This window comes from Kangiella geojedonensis (genome assembly GCF_000981765.1).
Lineage (GTDB): Bacteria > Pseudomonadota > Gammaproteobacteria > Enterobacterales > Kangiellaceae > Kangiella > Kangiella geojedonensis.
On the sequence record NZ_CP010975.1, the window covers coordinates 384,297 to 402,356 of the forward strand.

An 18,060-nucleotide genomic window follows, 5' to 3' on the forward strand; every position below is an offset into this window, starting at 1 on the left:
AGATTTTAACTAGATTTGCCATGAGTCACTGTTTGAACAACATCAGCTATTCTTCTAAGACCTCGATTAACAGGCTTTTAGGCGCGATAGATTTAGTCGTTAAGTGTAAGAGTGTCCTGTTAATGACAAAAGGTAGCTATTAGGTAGGAAGAGTGTATGGTTTTTATTGAGTTAGGTAATTAAGAATATGACTATAATTTTTGTGCGTAAAAGCGTAAACTTGTAAGTCATTATAAGTTAAATCAATCGGTTAGCATGAGTTTGCAAGGTAAAAAAATCCTGTTAGGAATAACGGGCGGCATAGCTGCGTACAAAAGCGCTGAATTGAGTCGTTTGCTGATTAAAGCAGGCGCGGAGGTTCGTTGCGTCATGACAAAGGGCGCGCAAGCCTTTATTACACCGATGACCTTTCAAGCCTTAACCGGCAACCCCGTGCATGAGCATTTGCTTGATCCTGATGCTGAAGCGGCCATGGGGCATATTGAGTTGGCTCGCTGGGCAGACTTGGTGTTGATTGCGCCGGCGACAGCGGATGTGATGGCGAAGCTGGTCGCTGGAGCAGCCGATGATCTGTTGAGCACATTATGCTTGGCAACTGCATCACCAGTGGTAATTGCGCCAGCAATGAATCAACAAATGTGGGCTAACCGAGCAACGCAAGCTAATGTGGCGACACTCTTAGACCGAGACATCAGCATTTGGGGCCCAGATTCAGGTGACCAAGCCTGCGGCGATGTTGGCCCAGGAAGAATGTTAGAGCCGCAAGCTCTGCTACAACATGTCGAACGATTTTTTTACCCCAAAACATTAGACGGTCAACACTGGGTCATTACTGCAGGGCCTACTGTAGAAGCAATAGACCCTGTCCGTTATTTGGCGAACCGTAGCTCTGGAAAAATGGGGTATGCTATCGCGGAAGCCGCAGCTCGTGCGGGAGCCAAAGTGACCCTGATCAGTGGCCCAGTTTGTCTTGCGACACCGTTTGGGGTTAACCGAGTTAGTGTCGAAAGTGCGCAGTCTATGCTGGACGGCGTCAAAGATGCTGTTTCAGGCGAATCGGTATTTGTGTCTTGTGCAGCGGTGGCGGATTACAAGCCAAAAGAAGTTGCTAGCGAAAAGATGAAAAAGTCCGGTGATGATGGTTTGGTCATGGAGCTGACGCAAAACCCTGATATTTTAAAATGGGCGGCACAAGAGAGTGGGGCTTTCTGTGTTGGCTTTGCTGCTGAAACGCAGAATGTTAGCGAATATGCTAAAGCTAAAATGGAACGCAAGGGGATTACCATGATTTGTGCAAACGATGTGAGTCGTTGCGATATAGGGTTTTCTTGCGATGATAATGAACTACAGGTTTTTTATCGTGATAATAATGACGTAAAACAACAGGCGATAGGCCCAGCAAGTAAATCGCTGGTTGCTGAAGAGCTAATACAATTAATTGATAAAGTTCGCCAATCTTAATAATTAGCGAGCACTCAGGAGTGTGAGGAGTCTTTAATGACAAAGGGTAAGAGTTTAGCCAGCTTTTTTATTGTTCCTTTAGTTATTGGTTTAGTGATCTTAGTGGGGGTTTCTGCAAGTCTTTATTACCTAGGGATCCAAGATCCTTTGGAAAAGCAGGCGCAGCAGTTATTGGCGTCTCGAACCGCTGAGCGAGCCAATTTAATCGAGCAAAGAATTGAGCAGATTCAAGCTACACTGGATTTAGCAAGCCAGTCTGTGTTTGCAGAAGACAATAGTGAAGTCATTGAAAAGATAAAAAAGCAAGTGCCGCAACTCGAGCAGGTTGTCGTGTTTGAAAATGCATCCATACAGCCCGCTAATGATGCAACTCCAGCCATTACTCATGTCGTTATTGATTTATTACGAAAAACCGAGCAAGGAGAGCCGACTCCTCCCGAACTGATCCTTAAAAATGGCCAACCCGATTATATCGCTTTTACCGAAAAACTGGGTGACGATAGGTTGGTGTTAGCAACAGTCAGCTTGTCACAAATTAAAGCGTTGCTGGGCAAAGCTGATAGTCAAAGCCGCTTGGAGCTTAGACAGAGCTTTGGCAATACATCTCATGTTGTTGCTTTTGTTGGGAGTGAGCCTGCCGAGGGTGCGCCTCTCATTGAGTCACCGACCTTTGGAGCCAACTGGTCACTGGCGCTATGGCAACGGGTAGGTGCTCTAACTACCGACGCTGGTCAGTTACCATTATTATTGTTTATCGCTGCAGTCGTTGCTTTTTTGATTGTGGGGCTAATGCCTTTGTTAAGCATGAAACGTCTATTTAGTAGTGATGCGCGTCATTTCATCAAAGGTGTTAAGGATAGTTCTGTAACTCATAAAAAGTATCAGCTGAGTTTCTTTAATGAGCTCGCCGCCGGCTTTTCCAGAGCTTCAGGAGATCCTGCACCACTTCAGCAAGATGAGAGTGTGGATGATGACATTGATATTGAGGAAGCCAAAGAGGACGCTGATAAAAAGCGTCGAGCCCGTCCACTGATTAACCCTGAGGATGACGCTAGCCAAGCTGATGAGGCTGCTGACAATAAATCTGACCTTGGCAGTGACGACGAGCCTACTATGGCTAAAGATGTGAATGAAGATGCGGCTTCACAAAGAATTAATCCAGACATTTTCCGCGAATATGATATTCGGGGTGTTATGGGGGAGAGCCTGGATTATGAAACGGTGTATGTCATCGGCAAGGCTATCGGCAGTGAAGCTTATTCTCGTGGCGAGCAGAGTGTGATTGTTGGACGTGATGGTCGCTTATCGAGTCCAGAATTACACAGAGCGTTGACGGAAGGTTTGTTGGCCAGTGGCCGTGATGTGATTGACTTAGGTATGGTGCCGACACCGTTAGTATACTTTGGGACCCATACCTTGGGCTCACGTTCTGGCGTAATGATTACGGGCAGTCATAACCCTCCTGAGCATAATGGTTTGAAAGTAGTACTGGCTGGTGAGACCTTATACGGAAAAGATATACAAGACATTTTGAAGCGTATTCAAATGCAGGAATTCTTTAACGGTAAGGGAAGCTTAAGCGAGTCAAGTATTGAGCAAAATTACCTTGAAAGTTTAACTTCAGACATTCAGTTGGATAAGCCACTCAAGGTTGCTGTGGATTGTGGTAATGGAGTGACGGGTGAAGTGGCACCTAAGATGTTACAAGCCCTTGGTTGTGAGGTTATTGGCTTGTATACCGAAATAGATGGAAACTTCCCTAATCATCATCCAGATCCAAATTCTGCCAGTAACTTAAATGACTTGATAGAGATGGTCACCTCTGAAAAAGCTGATATTGGTTTGGCTTTTGATGGTGATGGTGACCGCCTTGGTGTTGTCGACAACAAGGGTAAAGTCATTTGGACTGACCGCTTGATGATGTTGTTCGCGCAAGATGTTCTGACGCGAAATCCTGGCGCTGAGATTATTTATGATGTGAAGTGTACTCGTTTCCTAAGAGATGTCATTACGCAAGCTGGCGGACAGCCTTTAATGTGGAAAACCGGACACTCGCTAATGAAAGCTAAAATGCGTGAAACTGAAGCACCTTTCGGCGGTGAGGGTAGTGGGCATCTATACTTTAATGAACGCTGGTATGGTTTTGATGATGCTTTGTATGCGGCTGCTCGATTACTAGAAATATTGTGCCGTTCAGAAGCAACATCGTCAGAGGTGTTTGAAGAGTTGCCAGAAGGCTTATCATCTGAAGAAATTAATGTGCCGGTTCCTGATAAGGTGAAGTTTAAGTTAATCAAGGCACTAATTGCGAAAGGCGAGTTTGGCGAAGGAGAAGTCACGACTATTGATGGCTTGAGGGTCGATTATAAACATCGCTGGCTACTCGCGAGGGCATCAAATACCACTCCAAGCATCGTAGTAAAATTTGAAGCCGATAATGAAGTATCTTTAGAAGCGGTAAGAGATACTTTACGGAAACAATTATTAAAAATAGCACCTAAACTAAAACTTAACTTTTAGAAAAATTTTATAAAACACAAATTTGAGAGACACATGACAACAAGAAATTCATCGAAGAGAAAGAATGAAATCTTGCAAGCTTTAGCACTAATGCTTGAAAAAGATCCTGGGGAACGTATTACAACAGCAAAGTTAGCAAAAGAGGTAGGAGTCTCTGAAGCAGCTTTGTATCGACACTTTCCAAGTAAGGCTAGAATGTTTGAAGGCTTAATAGAGTTTACTGAAGAAGCGATTTTTTCTCGGATGAACCTGATCGCTAAAGAGCAAGCCGACCTGGATACACAATGCCAGCAAACGTTAGGGCTTATTTTGACCTTTGCAAGCCGAAACCCGGGTATTTGTCGATTACTCACAGGAGAGGCTTTGTCTGGTGAGCATGAGCGTTTGCGCGGACGTATTAGCCAGTTGTTCAATCGAGTTGAGACCCAGATTAAACAACTTTTCCGTCAGCATGAAGTGGCGACAAAGGGCAAGTACACACCAGAAATAGGAAGCCGTGCAAATTTATTGGTAGCTGTTGTTGAGGGAAGAATACTGCAGTATGTCAGAACTGATTTTGCACAATCCCCATTAGCAAGCTGGGATAATCAATGGCAACTGCTGCAATCTATTACAGCAGTTGATTGATGTAGAGCTTAGATATCACTTTGTGTGATGTATTCAACAAAATCCTGTTTAAGCTGGGAGACTTCTTTGCTGCTGCATAGTTTTTTTCCAGCTTCATTATCAGTGCATTGAACTTCTAGCACGATCTGCATGGACTCTTCTTTGGCGGGAATTCGTGTGATTGAAAGCCCGATGTGATCCTCTGCTTTTGGTTTGCTGGAAATAATTAAACTATCCGTCACGATTTCGAGTTTATTGGTAGCATTCTCATGGGCAAATATTTGTGCGAGCTTCCAAGAGCGTTCACAACTTAGAGTGTTTTTGCATAGAACCTTTGTAGCGGTGGGCAAAGACCTTTGATCCCTAGCATACTGCTCAACCATTCGCATAGCTTGAAGCTCTTTAAAGCGTACTAGGTCGTTTTTGAACTGTTCTCGAATGGTTTCTACTTGTGAATGGTAACGTTCTATAGAAGCATGGTTTTCATTAACTTGCTCTTTTGTAGCGCTGATCTGGCTCAAAATAGATTTAGGGACGTTTTGACCTTTGCGCTCATAGTCAGCGGCACTGGACTGAAGATCAGATAGCTTTTTTTCTAAGGTTTTATTATGACCTTGCAAAATTGAGATGTTAATCTCAAGGGAGGCGGTTTGGTTCTCTTCAGTGCGCTTTATATCGTCAATAGTTCTATATTGACGAAGTAGCATGCGGTCGTGAAGGCGCGCTTTGCGCTCTTTGGCTTGTTGTTCGGCAAGTTTTTCTTGGCGAATGCGCTCAGCTTGCTTTTCTTCGTCAGTCATCATAGGCGGGACGCGTTCGATCAAACGTCCACTTTCATTGATAACTTCATATCCAGACTTTAAGGCTGAATTAGGAAGGTAATCTTTAACAACAAGGCGTCCATTGCTGTCTTTGAAACGGTAGAAGTTTTTCGCATTAACAGCTGTAGCCGCAACGACAAGAGTGAGAAATAAAAATAAATGTTTCAGACTCATAGTACTCCAGTTGTAAAGTTCATGGCATCCGTTAATTCGATAAGCTACTCGACACCGTAAGTCTCTCGATATTCGAGCACTTTGGGGTAGAAGTCACTAAATGTAGGATGATCTTTTAAATAATTTAGCAGATCCGCTAACTTTATAATAGAAAATACTGGAATTCCGTAATCTTGTTCAACTTCCTGAACAGCAGATAACTCTCCGGTTCCTTTTTCTTGTCGATCTAAGGCGATGAGCACTGCTTTCGGAGTCGCCCCGTTTTGTTTAATGATATCAATTGACTCCCTAATAGCAGTTCCTGCACTGATGACGTCATCAATGATTAGGACATTTCCATTTAGGGCACTGCCGACAATACTGCCCCCTTCACCATGATCTTTCTTCTCTTTGCGGTTGAAACTGTAAGGAGCGCTGATGTCGTGGTGATCGGCGAGAGCCATGGTCGTGCAACTGACGAGGGGGATGCCTTTATAGGCTGGGCCAAATATGACGTCGTAAGGAATTTTTTGTTGCACAATAGTTTGTGCATAACAGCGTCCCAGTTGCGCTAGGTCAGCACCACTGTCAAATAAGCCTGTATTAAAGAAATAGGGGCTTTTGCGGCCGCTCTTTAACGTAAACTCACCGAATTTAAGAACATTTTTTGATAGTGCCAGCTCTATGAACTGTGTTTGGTAATCGTGCATATTTTACGCTGAAGTAGTCAATAGAATCAGTCGCTATGATACCTGTATTTGGGAATAAAAAAAACTGAGCACCGAGGTTGGCTTTAAGCAACAAGTAATAAAAAAGCGGCAAAAGCCGCTCAAAGTTTGTTATTTTTTGTGTGTTATTAGTCTCTACCCCTTATATACTGAGACCATCACTATAATACTTAGAAGTGCTATAACACTAAAGAGTGATGATTTTCGTCAATAAATGTAGTTAGGAAATGACCGGAATAGAATAGCCAACTTAATAAATACTCGATGTGATTTAGTTTGCATGAGTACAATGTAACAAGAGGCGTGAAGACTTTTCCGCTAGTGCGACAGGGCTTTGCAAAAACAGTTTTGTTAGAGTGCTTAGTTTGTAATCTAGCAGCTATACAAATTCTAGTGCTATTTTGTCTTCTTCTACGCGTATTACTCGCATGGGGTGAAGCACCATATGGTCAAGATCCTCACCGAGAATACCTTCAATGTGGACTTTGACGTTGTCACCTTTCTTTAGCCTTGTATCATTGTTGTTTTTGACCAATACGCCGCCTTCTGAAATGTCTAAGCTTTCGGATATTAGTACGTCAGAGTTTTGTTGCCTGATTGCAACGGGAAGGTGTATAGATACTCTAAAGAAGCGTCTTGCATCACTAGGATTCTGCCCAGCTAGTTTGGGCTTCTTAGATTGACCATCTTGCTCTATTCTCATAGCCTACTCCTCTTAAATATGCATCCTTGCTGTTAATTAGACTAAGCAAAAACTGTGAAGAAGTCCACACTTTTTTAAATTTGGTGCGCCTCAACAAAATGGCAAATAGACACGAAATCATTGAGTGAAAGCCTTTCCGCGCGCTCTGTGGCTTTAAGACCTAATTGCTCGAAGTCGTCCTGTCCAAGCCAATCTTTTAGGCTGTTTCGGATGGTCTTTCGACGCTGGTTAAAAGCTGCCGTCACAATTTGAGAAAGAAGTTTAGAGTCTTTTACGGGGTTTTTAATGTGTGTATGCGGCATTAAGCGCACAATGGCAGAGTCAACTTTAGGGGCTGGAGAAAAAGCTCCTGGAGGTACCACGAATAGCATTGCCGTTTCACAAAAATATTGAGCCATAACGCTGAGACGGCCGTATTGTTTCGTACTTGGGGAAGCGCAAAGCCTCTCAACCACTTCTTTCTGCAGCATAAAGTACATGTCATGAATGACATGGCGCTGATTCAGTAGATGGAAAATTAGCGGTGTCGAAATATTATAGGGGAGGTTACCCACAATGCGGAGCTTCTGTTCATTTTCTTCTAATTGAGTAAAGTCGAATTTCAGTGCATCACTCTGATGAATCGTGAAGTTATCATGGTTAGCAAACTTGTTTTCAAGTCTTGGAATTAAATCGCGATCAAGTTCTACCACGTCGAGTTTCCCAGCACTTTCGACTAAGTGTTCAGTGATAGCGCCTAAGCCAGGCCCAATCTCAACAATATGATCATGACGTTGCGGCGCTATCGAGTCGACAATCCGAGAAATGTAATGGTTGTCAGATAAGAAGTTTTGACCAAAACGTTTTCGCGCTTGGTGACCTTGAACAATTTTTGAATTTGCCATGATGGGTTTAAGGCTGTTTACTACGTCGGATTAAGTCTTGGGTGAATTGTAACGCATATTGCATGCTTCCGATATCAGCAATATTTTTGCCCGCTATATCTAAGCCGGTGCCATGATCGACGGAGGTACGAATATAAGGTAATCCCAAGGTGACGTTAACAGCCTTACCAAACCCTTTATATTTCAAGGTTGGCAACCCCTGGTCATGGTACATGGCAAGTACGGTATCGACATCTTTAATTTTATTGGGCTGGAATGCCGTATCGGCAGGTATCGGCCCAATGATTGTAGCGTCTAGCTTGTGGCTTAGGGTTTTGAGAGTTGGTGTAATAATTCTCGACTCTTCCGTTCCAAGGTGATCGTTTTCACCTGCGTGGGGATTGAGCCCGCAGACTAGAATTTTGGGGTGAGTGATTGCGAATTTTTGGCGCAGCTCTGTGTCGATAATGGTAATAACTTCCTCTAATAACTGAGGCGTAATAGCATCGGCAACATGTCTAAGGGGAAGGTGAGTGGTCGCCAGTGTGACCCGTAAACCATCAGTGGCTAGCATCATAACGACTTTTTTGCTGTTACTGTGCTCTGCAAAAAACTCGGTATGCCCTGAAAACTTGAGTCCCGAATCATTAATAATCCCTTTATGAACGGGGCCAGTAAGAATCGCATCAATATCGCCATGCAGCGCCATATCATTGGCTGTTTTAAGCGTCTTGAGAACATAAGCTGCGTTATCAACGTCTAATTCGCCGAAGTTAACTTCTGAAGTAAGTTCTTGCGGTATGACCCATAAATGACTGGGCTTATGTGGTTCAGGGGAGCTGCCAACGGAAAATTCATTGAGCGTTAAGGGCAAGCCGGCTACCTCAGCCGCTTGGTGTAATAATTGAGGTGAGGCACAAACAATTAGCTGATCAGAACAAGTCTTTTGTGCCATTTTAACAATAATTTCTGGACCAATTCCGGCGGGTTCTCCCGCCGTAATTAATATTCTCGGAATATCCATATGATGTCCTTTGGATATTATAAAAGGATATCGTAAAGCTTACGCTTCTTCTTCAACAATTTTCTTGACGTAAGCTTCATCACGAATTTCACGAACCCAGTTTTCAACTTCTTCAGAAAATTTGCGTTGGCGCAAAATTTTAGCCGCTTGTTGACGCTTCATGTCTTCTGACTGATCGTCTTGACGCTTGCCGGTTAACTGAACGATATGCCAGCCAAAACTACTTTGGAACGGTTGACTGATTTCATTAATGCTCAAGCTACCTAATGCATCTTCAAATGCGGGGTCAAACGCGCCGACGTTATTCCAGCCCAACTCGCCACCTAAGTTAGCCGAACCAGGGTCATCGGAGTGTTTTTTGGCCATATTGGTGAAGTCTGCTTCACCAGCAATCACTTGTTCGCGAATATGGTTGAGTAAATCGATAGCATCCTGTTCCGTAGTGATAGCATCAGGGCGGACAAGGATATGACGTGATTTGGTTTGTTGGACTACGTGTTCTAAATCACCACGTTTGTCGTATAGCTTTAGAATGTGGAAGCCTGCGGGGCTGCGAATAGGTGTTGATACCTTGCCACGCTCTAAGTAGTAGACTGGCGTTCTAAACAGTTCAGGAAGGTTTTGCTCAGAATTCCAGCCAAAGTCACCGCCGGAGCTTGCTTCAGAGCCATCAGAGTAACTTTGAGCCATGGCTTCAAAATCGCCACCTTGCTTAAGCTGATTCGCAATATCAACGGCTTTAGCCTTAGCAGTATTGATTTCTGATTCCGATGCGCTTTCGTCCACAGCAATAAGGATGTGGCCAAGCTTATATTCGACTTGGCTTTTAGCATTCATTGACTGAACTAATGAATCAATTTCTTTTTCACTAATTTTAATGCGACGCGCTACATAAGCATCGCGAAAACGAGATGTCACTATCTCTTTTCGTAAATCGTCCAAGAACAGTTCCCATGCTACGCCTCGGCTTTGCATCTGTAATCGAAACTCTTCTAAGGACATATTATTCTGCTGAGCAACTCGAGTTGCGAATTGTTGTAGCTCGGCCGGCTGTACTTGCATGCCTGCTCGGTTTGCCATTTGATATTGCAGGCTTTGAATAATCAGTTGTTCAAGCAATTCCTTTCTTAGAAGATCGTCAGGCGGGAGCTGTGCACCACGCGCTCTAAGCTGGTCCTTTGCCTGAATGACTTTACGATCAAGCTCGCTTTGCAAGATCACGTCTTGATCAACGTGTGCAATGACTTTATCAATAGTTTCTGCGCTAACAGCAGTTTGAGGTGCTAAAGTGGCTAATGAAGCAACCAACAAGCAAGCCGAAATCAAGTGTTTCAATGTCATACTATTTGCCTAATAAATCTTCGTATCCGTAAATACTTTCTTCTAAAAATTCAGTGGTACTGCCGCGTAAGCTCCCCACCCCTTTTAATACAAACTGAATATACACGCCTGAGCTGTGCTCATCAGGTTGGTCTGGGACAAGTCCACCTTGGCTGTCCAGCTGGATATTAATGTAACGTCTCGCGACTACGCGCACTGCCCAGCAACAAGACTCATACTCTAGACCAAGAAAGGAGTCGTTAGTTCGATTTTCTGTCAGATCTTGGTTATAGCGACCGAGAAGACGCCAATCTTGGGACATTGGCCATGCAAATGCAAGCTCAGCCTCTTCTTGAGTGCGGTTAGGAGTTTTTCGGTAGCGATGTCCGAGGTTAATAATATGGTTCGGTTTTGGCTCATAATGAACGTTGACTAGGCCATGTGTCGTTTCGTTAATCTGATCATCCCACTCGATGGCAGACTTGACCTCGATATTGTCAGTCCAGCGCCAGTTCACCTCTGCCAATAGCCCGGACTGCTTATTGGTCTCAACGGGCAAGTTAAGCATGGTCACTTTACGATCTTTTAAGTAGACGGTACGTCCAATTGAAACGGAAGCCTTTTCTCGACCCTCTTCGTCTAGAATCCGACTGGTTATAGCGCCGCTGACTTGGTTGGCATCGCCAATTCGGTCAATACCGCTGAAACGGTTGCGACTGAACAGTTGCGTAAAGTTAAAGGTCGGCAAGCTGGTATCATAAATGCCAATATCCTGCTGATCCTCGAATGGCGTATATAAATAGAAGAGTCGTGGTTCAAGGGTTTGAGTCATGTCACCATCATCAAACTCGAGGGTTCGCTCGAAAAATAAACCGGTATCGATGGAAAGCGTCGGTAAGCTTCTGTCTAAGGTTTGCTCAATACCAGCAACGTCTGTTTGCTCGTATTGGGTATAGGCAAAACTAAGTTCTGGGCGAAAGAAGCTATATAAGGTTTCATGGCTCCAGCCAATCGAAGGCTCGACATGGTAGCGATCGGCTGTCACTGCGTTGTCTTTATCAAAGCGAGTGATTTCAGTATGAATTTTAGCCTCAAAATCATTCTCATTGGGCTCGAAAAAACGCGTCAGCTGCACACGAGGAGCAATGGTGTAACGCTCTACGGGACTGTTTAGCAGTTGCCAGTCTTGATATTCAGTGCGTACCAGCCATTCGTTAGTCAAATACTGTACGTAAAGGTTTTGGCTCAGAATATCTTGGTTGCTGTCTTGAATACTACCGCCAAAATCTTGGAAGTAGCCATCGTCACTTACTTTTCGTGCAGCTATTCCACTCGACCAGTTCTCGCTCAGTTGAGTTAAGTGGTTTACATCATACTGCCAGCGTTTGTCTGGCAAGTTTTCGGGGTTAGTTGCGGTAGCTGCTTTGTCACTGGGTAAATACTCGAAAAAAAGTTCGCCGCTGTTTTGTTCTGTGAGGTAGCGGAACTCAGAGCCGAGCATAGAGCCTCGTGACGTCATGTAACGAGGCGTTAAGGTTAAGTCGTAATTTGGCGCTAAATTAAAATAATAAGGAGCGCTGATATCACGACCGTTTCGATTGGAGTTACTAAAAGAGGGTGGTAGCAGACCTGTTTTTCGGCGGTCATCGACGGGGAATGTTATGTAAGGCAAATAAAACACGGGAATATCAGCAACTTTTACAACGCTGTTATAGGCTTTACCCCAGCCACTTTCACGGTCAATAACAATTTCGTCGGATTCAAATACCCAGCTTTTCTGATCGTCAGGGCAAGTAGAAAAGTCAGTATTGGACAAGGTTAAAATCTGTTTATTATCAACTCGAATCTGTTCTGCTTCACCATTAGCATTATTGCTGTAGAGGTGGTACTGAGTATTTTGGATTTCTGTCGAGCCTTCTAACGAGTAATAATCAAGACTATCTGCACCGACCACAAAATTTTGGCTGGTAAAGAGTAAGTCACCTTCAGCTCGGTATGATTTATCTCTATTATCAGCAGTTAGCTTATCAGCCGTTAATTGTTGCTGATTTTGTGTGACACGAACATTACCCGTAAGGTAGGCCATGTTGCCTTCACGAGATGCTTCGTCTGAGTAGATTTTAATCGGTTCATTGGGGTTGCTGAGATCGGCTTGATAGCGTATAGGCTCAATCGCCTCGCTAGGGCATGTTTTAAACTCAGGAAACTGATAGAGTCGTACGGAGCCGTTCTTCTGACTCTCTGATGTGTTACCTGATTCAGAGTTTTTTTCTTCTACTGGTTGCTCTGACACGTTTTTTACAGCAGAGTCTGCAGCAGACGGCAGTGCAACAACAGTCAGCGAAGCGCCGATTGCAGATGCTAAAAAAGATTTTACCCAACGGACTTTCTTGCTTACCATGTACTTTTCGTGTTTTTCTACGGGTTGGTCACAAAATAAACAGCCCGTCGATTCAAGGGCTTACGATTTGTAACTGACATCAGTTATAAAGACTCAATGATAAACGCTTACGCCACAGATTGAAAATTAATAATGACAAAAGATAAACGACAATTAGCGCTAAAAGAATGGTCGCAGCGGCAAATATCGCTACTGAAGACCGATGAAGCCGACCTAGACTCAGGTTTATCTTGGCAAATGGTCTCTGGTGATGCCAGTTTTAGGCGCTATTTCAGATGGTCTCAAGATAATGGAAACAGCTGGATAGCGGTTGATGCGCCTCCTGAGTATGAAAATAGTCGGCAATTTGTCAAAGTTGCCGAGTTACTGGAAAGCATTAACGCCCCAAGAGTCTTGGCTAAAGATTATGACCAGGGCTTTATGTTGCTAAGTGATTTAGGCGATCAACTTTATCTCCCTTTGCTGAAAGAAGCTCAAGAAAGCGGTAACATCGACCTTGCCGATGACTTGTATCACCGCGCCATTGACAGCCTAGAGACGATGCAGGAAATATCCGCAAGCTCATTACCGGATTATGATGAAGCTATGCTTCGTGCCGAAATGGAGCTCTTTCGCGATTGGTTCTTGGGCAAGCATTTAGGCCTTGAGCTATCGGTAGTCGAAAATCGTTTGTTGGATACAACGTTTGAACACTTAATAGAAAGTGCGCTTGCTCAACCGCAGGTTTTTGTTCACAGGGACTACCACTCTAGAAACATCATGGACTGTGACAATACGAAGCAACCTGGCATTATTGATTTTCAAGATGCGGTGCGTGGGCCCTTGACGTACGACTTATTATCGTTGCTAAGGGATTGTTACATCCAATGGACGCCTGAACAGGTGGATAAATGGGTTGGTTACTACATTAAGCAATCGCCAGCCGTTTTAGATAAAGAACAGTTTAGACAATGGTTTGACTGGATGGGGTTGCAGCGTCATATCAAAGTGGCTGGAATCTTTTGTCGGCTTAATTACCGGGATGGGAAAGCGGGTTACTTGAAAGATATCCCTTTAACCCTCACTTATATTCTTCAGCAAGCTGAAAAGTACCCTGCCATGTCCGAGTTTCATCAGTGGCTTGAACAAAAGGTCATGCCTCTTTTTGAAGAAAAGCAGGCGCAATTGTCATGAAAGCGATGATTTTAGCAGCGGGGCGCGGTGAGCGTATGCGTCCATTAACGGACCGTCATCCGAAACCGCTACTTAAAGTGGATGGCCGTGCCTTGATCGAGTGGCACATAGAAGCATTAAAAGAAGCTGGAATTAAAGAGATTTTAATCAACACCTCGTGGCTAGGTGAGCAAATTCCTGAGTATTTAGGTGATGGTGCTTACTGGGGAGTTAACTTAACTTTTTCCCACGAACCTCAAGCCCTAGAAACTGCGGGTGGTATCCGAAAAGCCCTAGAGTTCTTTGGTGATGAGCCATTTATTGTCGTAAACGGCGATGTTTGGTCTGATTTTAGCTACGAAGGTTTGCTCAGAAAGCCTTCTAAGCTGGCGCATGTCGTGCTGGTGCCTAACCCTGATCACAATCCGCAAGGCGACTTCTTGCTTAGAGAGGATGGCTTGGTGGTCGCAGAAGGAGAGCCGTGTGTGACTTTTTCTGGGATTGGCGTTTATCAGCCTGACATCTTTAAAGATGTGCCTTTAGATGAACCTTATCCATTAGCACCTATCTTGCGAGAGTTAATGGTTGAGGCTGAGGTGACTGGTGAGTTATATGATGGGCGTTGGCATGACATAGGTACGCCGGAACGATTAGAAGCGTTGAATTTGAGTTTCCAGCGACGCATTAAAACAATTGAGTACGATGGAAAATTGTAACTCTTAACAAGAGCGGTGAATTAAAAGAATGAGCTGGTTTGGTAAAGTTATCGGTGGTGTTTTAGGCTTCTCGCTAGCGGGAGGCCCAATTGGCGCTATTATTGGCGCCGTACTTGGCCATCAATTGGATAAAAAAACAGAAGATTACCAAGAGCGTTACGCGCCGGGTGATCAAGAGCGTGTGCAGGCGGCTTTTTTCACGGCGACCTTCTCCACCATGGGGCATATCGCTAAAGCTGATGGCACGGTCACGCAAAATGAAATACGCCACGCAGAAAACGTGATGCAACGAATGGGCCTCGATCCAGACGCACGGAAGTTTGCGATAGATTTATTTCAGCAAGGCAAAGCCAGTGACTTTGATCTAGAAGCGGTACTTAGGCAGTTTAAGCAGGAATGCCAGCGTCGTCGTAATTTGATGCAGATGTTCCTCGAAGTTCAAATTACCATGGCGCTTGCTGATGGCACTATTCATAATCATGAGAGAGCTATTTTACATAGAGTCGGAAAGCACTTGGGTTTTGCTGGCTTTATGATTGATCAGCTGATCAAAATGGTACAAGCGCAACAGGGTTTTCATCGTCACTCCCAAGGGCAAGCTGGAGGTCACGGCGGTACTTATCATGAAGCACCGAGTGGTCCAAGTGTTGAGCAAGCCTATCAAGTGCTGGGTGTGAATAGTTCGGATGATGAGAAAACGGTGAAACGTGCCTATCGTCGATTAATGTCGCAACATCACCCTGATAAATTGGTAGCGAAAGGTTTGCCCGAAGAAATGATTAAGATGGCGACGGAGAAGACGCAGGAGATTAAGTCTGCGTATGAGTTGATCAAAAAAAGTAAAGGGTGGTAAAACTACTGCGCTTGAAATTGCTTTGTTAAAAGAGTTATTTAATCAGCTTATTTACTAGAGTAAACGCGCTTCATAAACTAACTTTTTTGCCTCGCACTTTCTTCGCTCGTGACGTTTTATGAAGAATAGAGTTAATGGTTTTATAGACGAAATAATTTAAGCATATAGAGATTAGAATGAATAAAGAATTGATGGTAAAGCAAATTGCGGTGATGTTGGAAATGCAGCACGCGATGAACACTAAAGTTCATGAAAAATGGTTTGATCAAAATTACGAGTGGTATCGTGCGATTTGGATTGAATGTGCGGAGATGTTAGAGCATCACGGTTGGAAGTGGTGGAAACATCAGACGCCTGACGTTGAGCAGGTGAAAATGGAGCTGGTGGATATTTTCCATTTTGGTTTAAGCTCGAGAATTGATGGTGAACTATCGTTTGATGAAATCGCGGAAGAGCTTGCGGGCGAAATGTTGGAGCCTGTGGTTAAAGATGACTTTAAGCAAACCCTCGAAATTTTAGCTGGACAAGCTGTGATGTATCAGCATTTTGATGGTGCAAGTTTTGCGGGTTGTATGGAGCAAATCGAGATGCCCTTTGAAGAGTTATTCAAAAGTTATGTCGGTAAAAATACGCTTAACTTTTTCCGCCAAGATAATGGTTATAAAGACGGCACTTATATTAAAGAGTGGGATGGTCTTGAAGACAACGAGGTGCTGGTTGAAATTTTAGAAACGTTAGACCCAACACACGAAGACTTTAAAAATCAAGTTTACAAAGGCTTAGCTGATCGTTATTCAACCCTAAAATAATTAGAACTGGATACTATACTGGAGAAATTATGTCTAAAGAAACAATGTCTGAAGGTACGCATAAAGTTGTTTTAAAAGGATACGGAGATTTAGACAAAGGAAAGTATTACATTGAGCATGCGCTAGCTGAGCTGTTTGGAGTTGATGATAAAGTTGCCAAAAAGCTTCTTGAGCTGTCGGAAGAGGAGCCTCGAACCGTAAAAAAGGGTGTGGACTCTAAAACTGCGGAGCGCTACCTAAAAGCGCTAAAAGACACTGGCGCTAAAGGCGAAGTGATTGATACTCGCTTTGACTTTAGCAGCCTTTCATTAGAGTAATCATATCTACGATATGGATATCGAACCTGAAGTTCTTGCTGTAATTCAGCGCGCTAAGCGCGTGACTATTCTTACCGGCGCTGGAGTCTCTGCGGAGTCTGGCGTCGCTACTTTCCGCTCTTACAAAGAAGAAACTAAAGAAAGCCTCTGGAGCCAATACGATCCGCAAAAGATGGCGAGTATTCATGGTTTCCTAGAAAACCCAAACCGAGTCTGGCAGTGGTATCAGTGGCGTCGCAGCGAACTTAAAAACAAATCACCCAACGATGCCCATAAAGCGATAGCAAAATGGCAACAATCTAACGATCAAAACGTCACGTTGATTACGCAAAATGTCGACGGCTTACATCAAGCTGGTGGCTCCAAAGAAATTATCGAATTACACGGTAATATCTGGCGCAATCACTGCCTGCAATGTCGCGAAGACTATAAAGGTGACGTTGATGGAGTGGAGACTGTTATCGATTGCCCTGAATGTGGCGGACAAATACGCCCCTCAGTCGTTTGGTTTGGTGAAGCCTTACCCGAACACGCCTGGCGCGACGCCGAAAGCGCTTCGTATTCCTGCGACTTATTTCTATCCGTAGGAACTTCCAGTCAAGTCTATCCCGCCGCAGGACTCGCCGCGCTCGCCAAAAGCCAAGGCGCTACTGTGGTAGAAATTAATCCAGAACCAACAGAGGGCTTGGTGGTGGATTATACGATACCGGTCGTGGCGTCACAATTTTTTGGAGGGTTAAGTTAGTGAAGAGAGTAGTTGCAGTAGGCTTATTGGTCGTAGGTTTAGTTGGCATTTTTCTTTGGAGTAACTCTGGGGAGCAAAAAGTAGGGTTAGTTGATGATGAACAGGTTAGCAGTAAAAATGTCGCCTTTAGAGAAAGTAATAAAAAGCCGCAGGACAAAGAAAATAATGAGGGGGCTAATCACACTAAGAAATTTAAAACTGCGCTGATGTTTGATAATAATAAAATGTATAAGATTGCCGGAAAGCAATACATTTTGGGGCAAGACTGTGCATATGATATTGCACAAAACGTATATGAAATGATTGAGAGCGACCTTAGAGGAAAGGCGTGGTTAGAGGATAGAGGGTATCATTTATTTTATCACAGTAGCGAAATATCGAGTTATCAGAGCTTTGATAAGAAAACGTTAGATTCGTTGGCGGAAAATAGAGATCCTGTTGCAATGAGTCGAGTTGCTATTAACCATTTATTCGGTGAAAACGCTGACGGACAGTCATATGTTGCCGCCCTAGATAGTATGTTTTTAGAAACAGGGAATTTTACAGCTCTAAACCTTTTAACTATGAATTTTGACTTTATTGATATTCCGCCAGAAGAAAAGATGAATTGGCGGGCTTTGAAAAAAGAGCTTCATGGGCTAGATATTTTTGGCTATAGTAGCATTGGTTTGCCAAGCTTGACCGAAAAAAATAAACTCTGGGCAAAAGAAAAAATAAAAGAAATTGACCTTTATAGAACCGAACATGGGTTAGCACGAATTCCTAAGAATCCTCTACCTCAAGATTTGATTCGTGAAATAAATATATATAAAGAATTTGTATCACAGGAAGATGAATTGAGGATGTGGGGGGAGTGCCCATAACCCTC

17 protein-coding genes are annotated in these 18,060 nt (G+C 43.8%); 10 read left to right on the forward strand and 7 right to left on the reverse strand.

Annotated features, from left to right (window positions below; translation table 11 throughout):
- Window positions 1–255 precede the first annotated feature (255 nt).
- The 3 genes from coaBC to slmA are packed head-to-tail and all read left to right on the forward strand — an operon-like array spanning window position 256 to window position 4,608.
- Window positions 256–1,461 (forward strand): bifunctional phosphopantothenoylcysteine decarboxylase/phosphopantothenate--cysteine ligase CoaBC, encoded by a 1,206-nt coding sequence (gene coaBC, locus TQ33_RS01850; RefSeq protein ID WP_046560557.1) that lies wholly within the window; start codon window positions 256–258, stop codon window positions 1,459–1,461.
- Window positions 1,462–1,497: 36 nt separating this feature from the next.
- Window positions 1,498–3,981, forward strand: a complete 2,484-nt coding sequence (locus tag TQ33_RS01855; RefSeq protein ID WP_046560558.1) for a phosphomannomutase/phosphoglucomutase — start codon at window positions 1,498–1,500, stop codon at window positions 3,979–3,981.
- 33 nt (window positions 3,982–4,014) lie between these two features.
- Window positions 4,015–4,608 carry a nucleoid occlusion factor SlmA gene (slmA, locus tag TQ33_RS01860; protein ID WP_046560559.1) on the forward strand — a complete coding sequence of 198 codons (594 nt, stop codon included), beginning with the start codon at window positions 4,015–4,017 and terminating at the stop codon, window positions 4,606–4,608.
- Between the two features lie 8 nt (window positions 4,609–4,616).
- On the opposite strand, the gene TQ33_RS01865 is transcribed toward slmA, so the two are convergent.
- The 7 genes from TQ33_RS01865 to TQ33_RS01895 form a co-directional block, all read right to left on the reverse strand.
- A complete protein-coding gene (locus tag TQ33_RS01865) occupies window positions 4,617–5,582 on the reverse strand; it encodes a hypothetical protein (protein ID WP_046560560.1) in 966 nt (321 codons plus the stop codon).
- Between the two features lie 44 nt (window positions 5,583–5,626).
- Window positions 5,627–6,271 carry an orotate phosphoribosyltransferase gene (gene pyrE, locus TQ33_RS01870; protein ID WP_046560561.1) on the reverse strand — a complete coding sequence of 215 codons (645 nt, stop codon included), beginning with the start codon at window positions 6,269–6,271 and terminating at the stop codon, window positions 5,627–5,629.
- Between the two features lie 397 nt (window positions 6,272–6,668).
- On the reverse strand, window positions 6,669–6,992 hold the full coding sequence (locus TQ33_RS01875; protein WP_046560562.1) for a PilZ domain-containing protein: 324 nt from the start codon (window positions 6,990–6,992) through the stop codon (window positions 6,669–6,671).
- Window positions 6,993–7,066: 74 nt separating this feature from the next.
- On the reverse strand, window positions 7,067–7,876 hold the full coding sequence (gene rsmA / locus TQ33_RS01880) for a 16S rRNA (adenine(1518)-N(6)/adenine(1519)-N(6))-dimethyltransferase RsmA (protein WP_046560563.1): 810 nt from the start codon (window positions 7,874–7,876) through the stop codon (window positions 7,067–7,069).
- A 7-nt stretch (window positions 7,877–7,883) separates the two neighbouring features.
- Window positions 7,884–8,879 carry a 4-hydroxythreonine-4-phosphate dehydrogenase PdxA gene (pdxA, locus tag TQ33_RS01885; RefSeq protein ID WP_046560564.1) on the reverse strand — a complete coding sequence of 332 codons (996 nt, stop codon included), beginning with the start codon at window positions 8,877–8,879 and terminating at the stop codon, window positions 7,884–7,886.
- Between the two features lie 39 nt (window positions 8,880–8,918).
- A complete protein-coding gene (locus TQ33_RS01890; RefSeq protein ID WP_046560565.1) occupies window positions 8,919–10,220 on the reverse strand; it encodes a peptidylprolyl isomerase in 1,302 nt (433 codons plus the stop codon).
- 1 nt (window position 10,221) lies between these two features.
- Window positions 10,222–12,600 (reverse strand): LPS-assembly protein LptD, encoded by a 2,379-nt coding sequence (locus TQ33_RS01895; RefSeq protein ID WP_046560566.1) that lies wholly within the window; start codon window positions 12,598–12,600, stop codon window positions 10,222–10,224.
- A 132-nt stretch (window positions 12,601–12,732) separates the two neighbouring features.
- Between TQ33_RS01895 and TQ33_RS01900 the strand changes: the two genes are divergently transcribed.
- From TQ33_RS01900 to TQ33_RS01930, 7 genes are all read left to right on the forward strand, one after another.
- The gene (locus TQ33_RS01900) at window positions 12,733–13,773 is read left to right on the forward strand and encodes an aminoglycoside phosphotransferase family protein (protein WP_046560567.1); all 1,041 of its coding nucleotides are present in this window, start codon (window positions 12,733–12,735) and stop codon (window positions 13,771–13,773) included.
- Window positions 13,770–14,468 (forward strand): N-acetylmuramate alpha-1-phosphate uridylyltransferase MurU, encoded by a 699-nt coding sequence (gene murU / locus TQ33_RS01905; protein ID WP_046560568.1) that lies wholly within the window; start codon window positions 13,770–13,772, stop codon window positions 14,466–14,468. Before TQ33_RS01900 ends, murU begins: the two co-directional genes overlap by 4 nt.
- A gap of 28 nt (window positions 14,469–14,496) precedes the next feature.
- Complete coding sequence (djlA, locus tag TQ33_RS01910; RefSeq protein ID WP_046560569.1) at window positions 14,497–15,321, forward strand: co-chaperone DjlA; 825 nt, start codon at window positions 14,497–14,499, stop codon at window positions 15,319–15,321.
- Window positions 15,322–15,497: 176 nt separating this feature from the next.
- Window positions 15,498–16,130 carry a dUTP diphosphatase gene (locus tag TQ33_RS01915; protein ID WP_218915772.1) on the forward strand — a complete coding sequence of 211 codons (633 nt, stop codon included), beginning with the start codon at window positions 15,498–15,500 and terminating at the stop codon, window positions 16,128–16,130.
- A 29-nt stretch (window positions 16,131–16,159) separates the two neighbouring features.
- Window positions 16,160–16,447, forward strand: coding sequence for a hypothetical protein (locus tag TQ33_RS01920; RefSeq protein WP_046560570.1), 288 nt, complete (start codon window positions 16,160–16,162; stop codon window positions 16,445–16,447).
- 13 nt (window positions 16,448–16,460) lie between these two features.
- Window positions 16,461–17,192, forward strand: a complete 732-nt coding sequence (locus TQ33_RS01925; RefSeq protein ID WP_046560571.1) for an SIR2 family NAD-dependent protein deacylase — start codon at window positions 16,461–16,463, stop codon at window positions 17,190–17,192.
- Window positions 17,192–18,055: a hypothetical protein gene (locus TQ33_RS01930; protein WP_046560572.1), complete on the forward strand. Its 864-nt coding sequence runs from the start codon at window positions 17,192–17,194 to the stop codon at window positions 18,053–18,055. Before TQ33_RS01925 ends, TQ33_RS01930 begins: the two co-directional genes overlap by 1 nt.
- The last annotated feature ends 5 nt before the right edge of the window (window positions 18,056–18,060 follow it).

Coding starts and splice junctions, on each gene's coding strand:
- coaBC (WP_046560557.1), top strand. CDS start 256: ATGAGTTTGCAAGGTAAAAAAATCCTGTTAGGAATAACGGGCGGCATA.
- TQ33_RS01855 (WP_046560558.1), top strand. CDS start 1,498: ATGACAAAGGGTAAGAGTTTAGCCAGCTTTTTTATTGTTCCTTTAGTT.
- slmA (WP_046560559.1), top strand. CDS start 4,015: ATGACAACAAGAAATTCATCGAAGAGAAAGAATGAAATCTTGCAAGCT.
- TQ33_RS01865 (WP_046560560.1), bottom strand. CDS start 5,582: ATGAGTCTGAAACATTTATTTTTATTTCTCACTCTTGTCGTTGCGGCT.
- pyrE (WP_046560561.1), bottom strand. CDS start 6,271: ATGCACGATTACCAAACACAGTTCATAGAGCTGGCACTATCAAAAAAT.
- TQ33_RS01875 (WP_046560562.1), bottom strand. CDS start 6,992: ATGAGAATAGAGCAAGATGGTCAATCTAAGAAGCCCAAACTAGCTGGG.
- rsmA (WP_046560563.1), bottom strand. CDS start 7,876: ATGGCAAATTCAAAAATTGTTCAAGGTCACCAAGCGCGAAAACGTTTT.
- pdxA (WP_046560564.1), bottom strand. CDS start 8,879: ATGGATATTCCGAGAATATTAATTACGGCGGGAGAACCCGCCGGAATT.
- TQ33_RS01890 (WP_046560565.1), bottom strand. CDS start 10,220: ATGACATTGAAACACTTGATTTCGGCTTGCTTGTTGGTTGCTTCATTA.
- TQ33_RS01895 (WP_046560566.1), bottom strand. CDS start 12,600: ATGGTAAGCAAGAAAGTCCGTTGGGTAAAATCTTTTTTAGCATCTGCA.
- TQ33_RS01900 (WP_046560567.1), top strand. CDS start 12,733: ATGACAAAAGATAAACGACAATTAGCGCTAAAAGAATGGTCGCAGCGG.
- murU (WP_046560568.1), top strand. CDS start 13,770: ATGAAAGCGATGATTTTAGCAGCGGGGCGCGGTGAGCGTATGCGTCCA.
- djlA (WP_046560569.1), top strand. CDS start 14,497: ATGAGCTGGTTTGGTAAAGTTATCGGTGGTGTTTTAGGCTTCTCGCTA.
- TQ33_RS01915 (WP_218915772.1), top strand. CDS start 15,498: ATGAATAAAGAATTGATGGTAAAGCAAATTGCGGTGATGTTGGAAATG.
- TQ33_RS01920 (WP_046560570.1), top strand. CDS start 16,160: ATGTCTAAAGAAACAATGTCTGAAGGTACGCATAAAGTTGTTTTAAAA.
- TQ33_RS01925 (WP_046560571.1), top strand. CDS start 16,461: ATGGATATCGAACCTGAAGTTCTTGCTGTAATTCAGCGCGCTAAGCGC.